Annotated in this window: 11 protein-coding genes; 4 read left to right on the top strand and 7 right to left on the bottom strand. The window is 41.6% G+C overall.

Annotated elements, in window-relative coordinates; genetic code table 11:
- The first annotated feature begins 156 nt into the window (after positions 1-156).
- Both AC1F2U_RS12655 and AC1F2U_RS12650 read left to right on the top strand, forming a co-directional pair.
- Positions 157-927 carry a Uma2 family endonuclease gene (locus tag AC1F2U_RS12655; RefSeq protein ID WP_480261422.1) on the top strand — a complete coding sequence of 257 codons (771 nt, stop codon included), beginning with the start codon at positions 157-159 and terminating at the stop codon, positions 925-927.
- 152 nt (positions 928-1079) lie between these two features.
- Positions 1080-2249 (top strand): S-layer homology domain-containing protein, encoded by a 1170-nt coding sequence (locus tag AC1F2U_RS12650; protein WP_480261421.1) that lies wholly within the window; start codon positions 1080-1082, stop codon positions 2247-2249.
- Positions 2250-2517: 268 nt separating this feature from the next.
- Here the strand turns inward: AC1F2U_RS12650 and AC1F2U_RS12645 are convergent, their stop codons facing one another.
- Positions 2518-2955: a CAAD domain-containing protein gene (locus tag AC1F2U_RS12645; protein WP_480261420.1), complete on the bottom strand. Its 438-nt coding sequence runs from the start codon at positions 2953-2955 to the stop codon at positions 2518-2520.
- Between the two features lie 1028 nt (positions 2956-3983).
- On the opposite strand from AC1F2U_RS12645, the gene AC1F2U_RS12640 reads away from it, so the two are divergent.
- A complete protein-coding gene (locus tag AC1F2U_RS12640) occupies positions 3984-5657 on the top strand; it encodes a sensor histidine kinase (RefSeq protein WP_480261419.1) in 1674 nt (557 codons plus the stop codon).
- A 238-nt stretch (positions 5658-5895) separates the two neighbouring features.
- Here the strand turns inward: AC1F2U_RS12640 and AC1F2U_RS12635 are convergent, their stop codons facing one another.
- The 5 genes from AC1F2U_RS12635 to AC1F2U_RS12615 form a co-directional block, all read right to left on the bottom strand.
- Positions 5896-6597 (bottom strand): carbonic anhydrase, encoded by a 702-nt coding sequence (locus AC1F2U_RS12635; protein WP_480261503.1) that lies wholly within the window; start codon positions 6595-6597, stop codon positions 5896-5898.
- Positions 6598-6625: 28 nt separating this feature from the next.
- Positions 6626-6937: a P-II family nitrogen regulator gene (locus tag AC1F2U_RS12630; protein WP_335188342.1), complete on the bottom strand. Its 312-nt coding sequence runs from the start codon at positions 6935-6937 to the stop codon at positions 6626-6628.
- A 4-nt stretch (positions 6938-6941) separates the two neighbouring features.
- Positions 6942-7910, bottom strand: a complete 969-nt coding sequence (locus tag AC1F2U_RS12625; RefSeq protein ID WP_292818712.1) for a sodium-dependent bicarbonate transport family permease — start codon at positions 7908-7910, stop codon at positions 6942-6944.
- A 448-nt stretch (positions 7911-8358) separates the two neighbouring features.
- Positions 8359-8766: a type II toxin-antitoxin system VapC family toxin gene (locus AC1F2U_RS12620; protein WP_480261418.1), complete on the bottom strand. Its 408-nt coding sequence runs from the start codon at positions 8764-8766 to the stop codon at positions 8359-8361.
- 2 nt (positions 8767-8768) lie between these two features.
- The gene (locus AC1F2U_RS12615; RefSeq protein WP_480261417.1) at positions 8769-9020 is read right to left on the bottom strand and encodes a hypothetical protein; all 252 of its coding nucleotides are present in this window, start codon (positions 9018-9020) and stop codon (positions 8769-8771) included.
- 157 nt (positions 9021-9177) lie between these two features.
- Here AC1F2U_RS12615 and pcrA point away from each other — a divergent pair, with 157 nt between their 5' ends.
- Positions 9178-11502: a DNA helicase PcrA gene (gene pcrA, locus AC1F2U_RS12610; RefSeq protein ID WP_480261416.1), complete on the top strand. Its 2325-nt coding sequence runs from the start codon at positions 9178-9180 to the stop codon at positions 11500-11502.
- A 350-nt stretch (positions 11503-11852) separates the two neighbouring features.
- On the opposite strand, the gene AC1F2U_RS12605 is transcribed toward pcrA, so the two are convergent.
- Positions 11853-12146, bottom strand: coding sequence for an antibiotic biosynthesis monooxygenase family protein (locus AC1F2U_RS12605; protein ID WP_480261415.1), 294 nt, complete (start codon positions 12144-12146; stop codon positions 11853-11855).
- Between the last annotated feature and the right edge of the window lie 3 nt (positions 12147-12149).

Here is a 12149-nt window from a genome sequence, read left to right as displayed (position 1 = left end):
TCTGTCAAGCTGAAAATCTTTCTCAGGCGACTGGAAGTAATTGGCGTGCAATTGATAATCTGGGTGGAGAATATTGAAAAAGCGATGTCTACGACGGGCTACGCCTACGCAAGTTAAACTAAAAATAACCTTTACGAAGAGTGCAAAGGTAGCGTTATGACCTCTGTAACCAATCCACCCAATGCTCTCACTCCTTTTCCCTTCCCGGATCATACTCAACTTCCTGAGTCCAATGGTACGTTCGTGAAAAATTGGCAAGAGCATCCCCAAAGCCTTCTACTAACTGACTCAATTACACCCATCCTTAAGCAATTAAATCCTGAAGGTGAATACTGTATAGGGCAGGACTTAGGGATTTACTGGCGGTTGACCGATCCCCCTGAAAAAGGCGCAGAAGCACCAGATTGGTTTTATGTACCGAATGTACCATTTTTGCTCAATGGGCAAACGCGACGTTCTTATGTGATGTGGCGAGAGTTTATTGCCCCGTTGATTGTCTTAGAATTTGTCTCTGGGGACGGTAGTGAAGAACGAGATAAAACTCCTTTGAAGGGTAAATTTTGGATTTATGAGCAGGTGATTCGTCCTGCCTTCTACGGCATTTATGAAGCGAGTAAAGCCAGCCTAGAAGTGTATCATCTAATTGAAGGACAGTATCAAGTTTTACCAGCAAATGAACGAGGACATTATCCTATAGTTGCTTTGGGTGTTGAATTAGGTTTATGGCAGGGAGTTTATCAGAATGTAGAATTACCCTGGCTGCGTTGGTGGGATTTAGAAGGTAATTTGTTGTTGAGTGGGGATGAAAGAGCAGAACAGGAAAGTCAAAGAGCAGAGCAGGAATCCCAAAGAGCAGAACAAGAATCTCAAAGAGCCGATCGCCTAGCTGCCCAATTGCGAGCGCTCGGCGTTGAACCAGAAACCTAATACCGTACTACGAATTACGAATTACGAATTACGAATTACGAATTACGAATTACGAATTACGAATTACGAATTAAAAAAGGGCTGGTGTAAAAGAGTCATCTGTGGCTTAATTTGTTTAGACACAAATTTTTACTGCTACCAGGGTAATCACGATGACAAATAGACCTCCTTCCGAACCGGAGTCATCTCAAAAAACTGCCCTTGGCTTTGATGAATTTATAGCCATTCTGGTTGCCTTTACCACTATCGGAGCGATTCTTTTTTGGTCGTTGTCTCGCAGAGATTCTAGTTGGAACTTAAACGGGCTGCTGTTGCCTTCCTCCACTCCGTCTCCTAGTGTTCGACCAAATCCAGTATTGCCCTCTCCTACTGCCAAGGTAGAACCTTATACAGTCCCCAACAACGTTTTGCCCTATTCTCCACCTGAAGCTGTTGTTGAACCCAAGACACCTTCATTCCCAACTAACAGCGCAACTCCTTACCGCGCAATGTTACCATCTATTCTGGTAATTCCAACTCAATCTCCACGACCACAAACGCCTGTATCTCCTTCAACAGAACTTGAGTCATCACTCAAATCATCAGCTTTGCCTTTAGTAACTCCGGCAAAACCAAAATCAATCATTCCGCCGCCAATTGCATTTAACGATGTGCCTAATGACTTTTGGAGTCGGCGTTTTATAGACGTTCTTTCTGCCCGTGGGATTCTCAAAGGGTTTCCTGATTATTCTTTTAGACCAAATCAGCCTGTAAACCGCGCTGAATTTGCTGCCATACTAGAAAAAGCCTTTGACCAAGAACCGTCTAAGACTGCGATCGCATTTCAAGATGTACCAACAAAATTCTGGGCAACTTCAGCAATAGACCAAGCCATCAGTGCGGGATTTCTCAAGGGCTACCCGAAAAAAACCTTCAAACCACAACAAAATATTTCACGAGTGCAAGTTTTAGTTGCCCTTGTGAGTGGGTTGAATTTGAAAGCACCCACTTCCCCAAATCAGATTATCAGTGTCTATAAAGATGCTAAAGATATTCCACCTTATGCTATCGCCAAAATCGCTGCCGCTACAACCAATGGTCTGGTAGTTAACTACCCAAATCCCCAAGTCCTCGATCCCAACAAAGTAGCTAGTCGGGCGGAAGTGGCCGCGATGATTCATCAAGCTTTAGTCAAACGGGGCAAACTGGCGGCAATTACATCTCCGAATATAGTGCGTAGGGTTAGCCCAACCCAAGCATCGCCCAAAATATCTCCAGAACTTCCACAGACTCCAAAACCCAACCCAAAAGTTAAATTACCCACCGGAGGTTCGCCTCAATAATTACTAATTCGTAATTCGTAATTCGTAATTAAACCAAGGTTTGAGGAAGCGATCTTTACAGGTCGTAGCGTAGTGTTATGGGTGGAGGTTAACATCCCCATCTATAAGTTAATTACGAATAAAAATTGTTAATAAACTTCGTAGGAAACTTTGAGAGAAGACTGGACACCGACTTCCGGCGTCCAGTCTTCAGGGATTTGGAATTAGAGCGTACTTCTACAAAGAGCAAGCTACGCGTAGCGTCTCACAGAGAAGCGATAATTAGATATTAAGCTTCTGGAATTTGTTTGCCGACAACTTGTGATTTAAGAGTGGTGATTTCACTCGTTAACTCTTTCCTGGTTGAGGCTTTGAGTAAATAACGGTAAACAAACCAGGCAGAGTAACCAATACCGATCAGCTCAAAAGTAGGTGCTACCAAAGGGATATCATTCAAAGCATCTAATATTGCCAAGAGTACCTTAACGGCAACAATTGATCCTACAATTAAACCAACTGTTACCAGGGGTTGCTTATATTGATTAAAGAAGCTTCCCAGATAATCTGGTAATGTTGCTAAAAAGGTAGAAATCTGCTCCCCGTATTTTACCCATTCGTCTTGAGGCTGTGCCGGAGGCTGGAGTTTGGTGATGGTTCCTGTTTGGCTGTTGATTTCTGCCACTGTAGTCTCTTTAGATGGGGTTTCGGTAAATTCTTGTTCTGGCATTTTCACTCCTATTAATTTGACAGTTGAGTTTTTCTAATCGGGATAATTACAACCAAAAGGTTGTTGATTAGGTAATGTACTTGTGAATCAGTACAATTTGGTGAAAGGCACAAAAAGATTTTAGTGTCCTATAACCATAGTTGCCCCATACTATCTACTGCATCAACTACAAGATAGACAGTCAGTAGGAGGATAGAACTCAGAAGGCAGCAGGATGTATTATAATCAACTTCCTGAGTTCTATTTTTGGAATCAACCGGAATCCTCAGGTTGTGATTATCCCATTCCGTGTCATTTGCTCATAATCGTACTAAATCTAAGTACAAATCATGCAAAAATCACTCCACTTCTCATTTATATAAGCCTAGAAGCCGATTTTACCGGATATTAAAGCTATCTTAAGCCGCGTTCGTCAATTCACGCATTCGTATTGATATTAATACGTAATAAAAATTTTTGTGCGTTAATATAGACTAGACTTTTAACCTATTGTATGATATATGTGCCTGGAATGTCGGGAGACAAAGGGATAAACAAAACTCACCGCTCTTTTGCCCAATCCCCAATTTGCAACAAGTATAAAACCTTTTGTTTTTTTCCTGATTGTATTAATTTTATAAGAAAGCAATAAGGTAGAGTAATGGCGTAGGCGATCGCAAGAACTCATTGCTTGCTATTAACCGCATATTGTGGAAAGTAGTGTAGTAAGGAGAAGACGCTCTCAGGCGGGTCTTTGGTGGAGGAAACTATATCGTCGATCCTAAAAAAAATGAGTTATATTAACTTTAGTAATTATACTTAATTAGCTTGTTGTAAAATTTACTTATATAATTTAAGGTGATACTAATTATCTAGCAGGCAATGATTTGCTCTTGCGATAAAAGAAGATAATGTAGATGTTAATGACTAAATTAAGGTATTTTGACAATCTAGACTAATTTGATTATTTTTGCGGGAAGGCATGGAGGTTTGAGAAATGCCTTCCTCAACAGCCAACCCCTATTTACAGCAGTTCAGAAAGCAAAAAAGTGTCAGCTGAAGAGCCATCGACAGACGAACTCCCAACTATAGAATTTCCTTCACGAGGGAAACTCAAAGCTAGTTCTTGGCGTATCCATCAAAAAATTGGCTATGGGTACTTTGTAGCTATCGGAATTGGCTTTTTTGGTTCACTGACTGGGTTAGTGATTGCTAGTTACTACCGGGGAAGGGAAGTTAGACAATTCAATCAAGCTTATGAACAAGGACAACTACTGAGTAATTATAAAGATGCAGTAGTAGGGGCGCAATTACATAGTTCTAACCTAGTTGCTGTATTAGAAAATTCACAACAACTGCAAAGCAAAAAAGCTGATTTTCTGAAAAATGTTGAAAAAGCCAAGCAACTAGAGTCAAAAATTGGCGGATTTCTCGATAGTAAACCTAAAAGACTAGCAGCAACAAGTTCAACTTTACAGACTTTGTTGCTGGATTATAAGACTAATTTAAAAGCCTACGTTGACCAAATCGAGGTCGTCTTACAGAAAATTGACTCCCCAAAAGTGCAGCCTCAGAAGATTTCCTCGGCGCGATCGCAGTTATTAACAATAATGCGTGGTGAAACAGCCATGCGGCTAGAACAGCTTTCTCAAAGCTTGACTAACATCCTGCAAACTGCCCAAGATCAAGAGCAAGAAAGGCAAAAAGCCGTTGAGCAGGCAAGAATAGTTGAGCGATTGATCGTGATCGTGAGTATGCTGGTTTCAGTAGCGATCGCAGCTATTGTAGCTTGGCGTACCAGTCGAGCGATCGCTGAACCAGTGATCACTGTAACCCAAGTAGCTGAACAAGTTGCCAGGAAACATAATTTCGATTTGCGAGCGCCCGTTACCACTGAAGATGAAATTGGCCTACTCGCCAAATCTCTAAATCATCTGATTGAGCGAGTATCTCAGCGAACAAAAGAACTACAACAAGCTAAAGAATTAGCCGAAGCTGCTAGCAAAGCAAAAAGCGTATTTTTGGCCAATGTCAGCCACGAATTACGCACACCATTAAATGCTGTCATTGGCTTAAGCCAACTACTAGAAGACGACGCTACCGATCTTGGTTTATCGCCAGACTTTATCACCGACTTAGAAACAATTAACGCTGCTGGCAAGCATCTACTGCATTTGATTAACGAAATCCTCGACTTGTCAAAAATTGAAGCGGGGAAAATGACCCTGTATCCTGAGACATTCGAGATTGCGACGCTGATTCATAACGTTGTTCTCACAGTCAAACCAGCTATAGAAAAAAATGCCAATATTTTAGAAGTAAATTTTGATGAGCAACTTGGTACTATGTACGCCGATCAAACTAGGATGCGGCAGGTATTGTTAAACTTACTCAGCAACGCCAGTAAATTCACTACAAACGGCAAGGTGACGTTGACAGTCAACAGAGAAAAGGATGAATTCCGACCGGAGGCTCCTTTGGGCAGCATTATTTTCACCGTTACCGACACAGGTATCGGTATGTCTAACCGTCAACAGCAGCAGTTATTTCAACCTTTTACACAAGGGGATACTTCAACTACGAAAAAGTATGGAGGTACGGGACTGGGGTTGGCAATTAGCCGCCACTTTTGCCAGATGATGGGTGGTGAAATTATTGTCAAAAGTCAGCCAGGAATTGGCTCTACTTTCACTATTCGTCTGCCAATGACTGTGCAGGATTGAATGGGGTATTGGGCATCCCTTCGGCTTCTCTGTGAGACGCTACGCGTAGCTTGCTTCCCCAAAGGGGTACGCTCAGGGCAAGTGGGCATTGGGCATTAGTTACTTCTTCCCTGCCCCTCTGCCCCTCTGCCCCTCTGCCCCTCTGCCCCTCTGCCCCTCTGCCCCTCTGCCCCTCTGCCCCTCTGCCCCTCTGCCCCTCTGCTCCCCTGTTCCCCTAATCTGGGAATCCTCTGCCGAATTAAGTAATAATAGTCACCCTACCTGTATCCAAGTCGTAACGACCTCCGACAATTTTCAATTTGCCCGACTCCATCTGCTCAGTTAAGAGCTTTGATCGCTTCAATCGTTCAATTTGATATTGCACATTTGCCACTACAGCGTTTTCAACCGCATCACCCGGCTGATCCTTGACCCTTTTTAGGGCTGGCTTAATTGCCTTAACAAAAGTACTAATATCACCAGGTAATGATTCTTTTTTAACAGCTGCGGTTACTGCGCCACAACGCTCATGACCCATCACCATCAGCAGCGGAGAACCTAATAAGACAACTGCATATTCAATACTGCCGATCGCTTCATGTGTGGCAATATTTCCGGCAATCCGAACATCAAAAATGTCTCCAATGCCTTGATCGAAAACAATTTCTGCGGGTACTCGTGAATCCGCACAACTAAGAATAGTTGCAAATGGATGTTGAGCTTGAGCAACTTCGTGCAGCCGCAGCTCAGATTGATCGGGGTATTGAGGATGATGCTGAATAAATCGCTGATTTCCCTCTATCAGCTTTTGCAAAGCTGCATCGGGAGTGAGGGATTCAGTGGAAGTTGAGGGGATTTCGGCAGCTTTAGCCTGTTCTACCCGCCAGAGTAAATCGCTGGTAGATAGCATCACCCCAAATGCCCCGGTCATTCCTAACTTCAAAAAGTCACGACGTTCCATGAAATGCTTCATTGAATTTATAACTCTCTTACAGAGACGCGATACATCTGACAGAACGAATTTCCATCACATCGGAAACGTAGCAAGTACCTCCGAATTTATTCAGGAGTGGTCTGATATTTTCGACAACACGCTTGAGTTCGTCTGGCATACAAAACGCGAGGATGTAAACATTATCAAGCATGGTCATGTCTAAATCTTCTGTTGTTCCTCGTAATCCTTTACCAACAACATTTCTAATGACGGCGTGGTTATGTACACCTGACTTGTCTAAATTATCTAAAATTTTGGCAAGCTCAAAGGAGTTGGCGATAATTTCTATCTTTTTAACTACGTGCATATTATTACCTCCAGAATAGGTTAATTCCGTAGAGATATAGCGGAATTCCCACAATAATATTGAACGGAAATGTGACTGCTAGAGCGGTAGAAACATATAGGCTGGGATTTGCTTCAGGAACAGTCATCCGCATCGCTGCTGGCACAGCAATGTAAGAAGCGCTAGCACACAATACAGCGAATAACAGCGAATTTCCCTGAGGCATACCGATGAATTTGGCGATCGCTAACCCAATGCCTGCATTGAGTATTGGAATTAGTATGGCAAATAAAATCAGGAAAACTCCGGTTTTTTGCAAGTCTTTAATTCTTCTGGCAGCCACCAGTCCCATATCCAATAAAAAGAAGGTGAGAATGCCATAAAACAACCCTTGAGCAAAGGGTTCTAATACGTGCCAACCACGTTCTCCTGTCAAGACACCGATCAAGAGGCTACCGACTAGTAGAAAAACTGAACTATTAAGAAATGCTTCTTGCAAAACTTCCGACCAAGCAAACTCTCGCTTTTCATCGGCGGTAAATATACTTACCAAAATCAGACCAACAATGATCGCCGGAGATTCCATCAGGGCAAGAGCTGCTACCATGTAACCATCATACTGAATACCAAGCTCAGTTAAAAAAGCGCCGGCAGTGATGAAAGTGACGGCACTGATAGAACCGTAGGTTGCTGCGATCGCCGCAGCATCGTAAGTATCCAGTTTCCACTTTAAGATAAAAAAGGTGTAAATTGGAACAAAACAAGCCATCAACATTGCTGCTGCGAGTGTTAGAATCACTTCTTGATTCAGTCCGCTTTTGATTAGTTCTACCCCTCCTTTAAAACCAATTGCAAACAGCAAATACAACGAAAGGAGTTTAGGCACTGGTGGGGGAATTTCTAAATCGGACTTGACAAAAACAGCAGTCATGCCTAAAAAGAAAAACAAGATTGGCGGATTCAAAATGTTGGATACAATTAAGCTAAAATCCATATCCACCCCTCTTTATACTGGTAAAACCTGCAATTAAAGAAATTTTTCATCTTTAAAAATTTAACGGTTCAATGATGATGTATCGTGTATTGTTACCTAATGTCAATTGGGTACTTAAGGAGTGAATAGTCCGATTGGTGACTATACTCTCAGTTAGATATGTACAGCGTTTTGCAAGCAAATAAACCACGGTCTAGGAAACATTGTCATGTCCCCACGAAAACGTATTGGGGCAATTAAATTAATAAATTGCCCCTATTGTTGACAACAGAACAAGTTAGAGCTTGCTCATCATGTTTTGATGTTTGATTCCCCGTGGCTGATTTTACGACACAACGCGCCGGAATAACTAGTGGCTAAGTTTTCTACGTAGAAAAGTTAACGTATTGTCAGGGCAATTATGAATTGCCACAACACAAACTTTGTCTAAATCCCAGTATTTTTTGATTTACAAAACTGTTGTAAATCCTGCTTGCTCAAAATGCCGGTCAGATGTAAAGGCTTGAGTAATCCCCTCCTGTGTCATCACCGCAAAGCTAATACAGTCAGTTAGTCCCCAATCTTTATCAGGACGCTGGCTGTATAACATCCAACCTTCATCCAGCAATTTTTGGTCGAAAGGGATGATTCGCACACTTTTTAAAACTCTCAAACTGTTGATGAAAGCAACTGTCTGAATACGGCTGACTGGTGTACACAGAACATCTGCAACCTCCAATAGTACAAACTCTGTTGTCACCAAAGGCGTTTCTAAGCGCAGAAGTCTATCCATTACTTCAGTTGCCTGGTGATGAAGATTATCCCTAACATTAAGAAGGGCAATCCAGGCAGCTGTGAAGACAAAAACTTTCCTCAAGGTTATGATTCTCGCTTTGGCATTCCATAGAGATAATGGTCATGCTGGTGTGCCAAATCGTCAATATCTGTATCAACTGCACAGTTTTTAATCAACTGCCTCAGTTTATCCCAATCGGAGTCTTCTGGCATTGCTGGCTCAGGTGTGCGGTTTTCTTCGACAAACACAATTATCACTGACTGCCCCTCATGCCCTTCAATTGGTTCATTAGGATGAACCACACCGTTTTGGAATGTGCCTTTGACTGACAGCATAGGTTTTTCTTACTTCTACATAAATCGTGATACAGTACCATTCTGGTTAAGAAGATTGCCACACAATCTTTATTGACCAAGTTTCGTTAGGATATTGTAACCTGGGCAATAGCGACTCTCTATTGATGTGACACCAGGCAATCGCTTTTTCACATCCATGACAACAACCATCGACTTTCTCAGTCACCTTAACCCCAGCCAACGTCAAGCTGTCGAACATTACTGCGGCCCGTTGCTAGTTGTTGCTGGCGCAGGTTCCGGTAAAACACGAGCGCTGACTTATCGGATTGCAAATTTGATTCTGAAACACCGTGTCGATCCAGAAAATATCCTGGCGGTTACTTTTACCAATAAAGCCGCACGGGAGATGAAAGAACGGATTCAACGGCTGTTTGCTGAACAACTGGCAATGAAACAACATGGACAGCGGTTGGATTTGTTGACAGAATACCAACAAACGCAACTGCGATCGCAAGTTTACAAAAACACGATCAAAGATTTGTGGTGTGGCACTTTCCACAGTCTATTTTCTCGTATTCTTCGCTTTGATATTGAAAAATACGTAGACGAAAAAGGACGCAAGTGGAATCGTAATTTCTCTATATTTGATGAATCAGATGTAATAAGTCTGATCAAAGAAATCGTTAATAAAGAGCTAAATTTAGACGATAAGAAGTTTGACGCCCGCTCTGTCCGCTACGCTATTAGTAACGCTAAAAACCAAGGTTTATCGCCCCAAGAATTTGAGCAAGACCAGCCAAATTATCGCGGACGGGTAATTGGTCAAGTATACAATTTATATCAAGATAAGTTAGCACAAAACAACGCTCTCGACTTTGACGATCTAATTCTTGTACCTACTAGATTATTTCAACAAAACGAGCAGGTATTGGGTTATTGGCATCGTAAATTTCGTCATATCCTTGTAGATGAATATCAGGATACTAACCGCACTCAGTATCAACTGATTAATTTATTAGTTACTAATGGCGAAACCAAAAAGAGCGAATGGCAATGGGAAAATCGCTCAGTTTTTGTTGTTGGTGATGCAGACCAATCAATTTACAGCTTTCGGATGGCAGATTTCACCATCTTGCTAGGATTTCAGGAAGACTTTGGCGATGGTTTGGTAGATGATGACACCCGAACGATGGTTAAGCTAGAAGAAAACTATCGTTCTTGTGAAAACATTCTGCAAGCGGCTAATGAACTGATTGAAAATAACACCCAACGGATTGATAAAGTCCTGAAAGCGACGCGGGGAACGGGTGAACAGATTACTTGTCACAAAGCCGATGAAGAACTTGCAGAAGCGGCATTTGTAATTAATCAAATTAGCACTTTAGAACAGCAAAATCCAGAGTTAAACTGGGGTAGTTTTGCCATACTTTATCGGACGAATGCCCAATCTCGTCCCTTTGAAGAATTGCTGGTGAAATATCAAATTCCTTACACAGTTGTGGGGGGAATGAGGTTCTACGATCGCAAAGAAATTAAAGATGTCGTTGCTTATTTAAGAGCGATAAATAATCCGGCTGATACAGTCAGTTTATTACGAGTTATTAATACTCCCCGGCGGGGAATTGGCAAAACCACTATTGACGCTTTGATGAACGCATCTCAGCAATTAGGGACAACTTTGTGGGAAATACTCAGCGACGAAACATCAGTTAATACATTAGCTGGACGGGCGACAAAAGCTGTAAATAACTTTGCCGCTACGATCAGCCGTTGGCAAGCACAAGTCAGCACGCTTCCCGTGACTGAGGTTTTGCAAGGAATATTGGAAGATTCTGGTTACGTTCAAGATTTGATGAATCAAGGCACGGATGAAGCCACAGATCGGGTACAAAACGTTCAAGAACTTTATAACGCCGCGCTGCAATTTCAAGAAGAAAACGAAGAAATTTCCCTGCGAGACTTTCTGAGTAGTGCTGCCCTCAGTTCTGATTTGGATAACTTAAAAGAAGGACAGACAGCCGTTTCTTTGATGACTTTGCACGCATCCAAAGGTCTGGAATTTCCCGTAGTATTTTTGGTGGGATTAGAACAAGGGCTATTTCCCGGCTACCGATCGCTAAGTGACCCCGCATCTTTGGAAGAAGAACGCCGCTTGTGTTATGTGGGGATTACTCGCGCACAAGAAAGGTTATTTTTATCACACGCGCGGGAACGTCGTTTGTATGGTTCTCGTGAACCTGCAATGCGATCGCAATTTCTCGACGAATTACCAGAAGAATTATTATCTACCAAACGCGCGAGTCGTCAAAGTTATACCAAAAGTGCCTCTACTCCTAATGGGAAACAAGACTCAGCCCAGAATTGGCAAGTAGGCGATCGAGTATTACATAAAACTTTTGGTCTTGGTGAAATCACTCACGTCTTCGGAACGGGTAATAAGATGTCTGTAGCAATTAAATTTGCCAGTTTGGGACAAAAAATTGTTGACCCAAGAGTAGCACAGTTGCAACGAGTAGAGTAAGAGGTATATAAACGACCAGATAGACTATATTTTGATGGTGCGTTGCTACATAACAAGCTGTGTCAACTACAGAAGAAGCATTTATAACTCCAGAACGTGCTGGACTAACTAAAACTTGTTCATTAATAATTAAAATAGGAGTTTTATTAACTAAAACTCCTTCCTAACTTATCATTTTTGGACTTTCTATAATTAATGATTAAATCGATTAAATCCAACTTTAGTTTTACTTATCTAAAAACGAGTTAGTTGTAACTAAAACAGCAACATTTATAAGTTGAGCTTAAGTTGTATTAACTCCAGCTTCTTTTGAACTTATCAAAGGATGAGTTTTTGTAACTTGTTGTTTTTCATATTTCAATTTCTTCAAAGTGTTCAACAGTGGGAAATGGCTCATAAAAATGATGTAGAAGTTTTTTCCACTCTTGATACTCAGTAGAACTTCTAAATCCTAGAGTATGAGATTCTAAAGTTTCCCATCTGACAATTAATAAATATTTACCTTGAACTTCTATACATTTATGCAATTCATGGGATAAATATCCGTCCATTGAGGAAATAATTTTAGAAGCTTTTTTGAAAGTAGCTTCAAAATCGAATTCTAAACCGGGTTTAACATGAAGCATTACAGCCTCAAGAATCATATA

The sequence above is a fragment of the Nostoc sp. LEGE 12454 genome, assembly GCF_056620565.1.
Note: the sequence above shows the minus strand (reverse complement) of the source record. Positions and strands in the feature narration are given on the sequence as shown.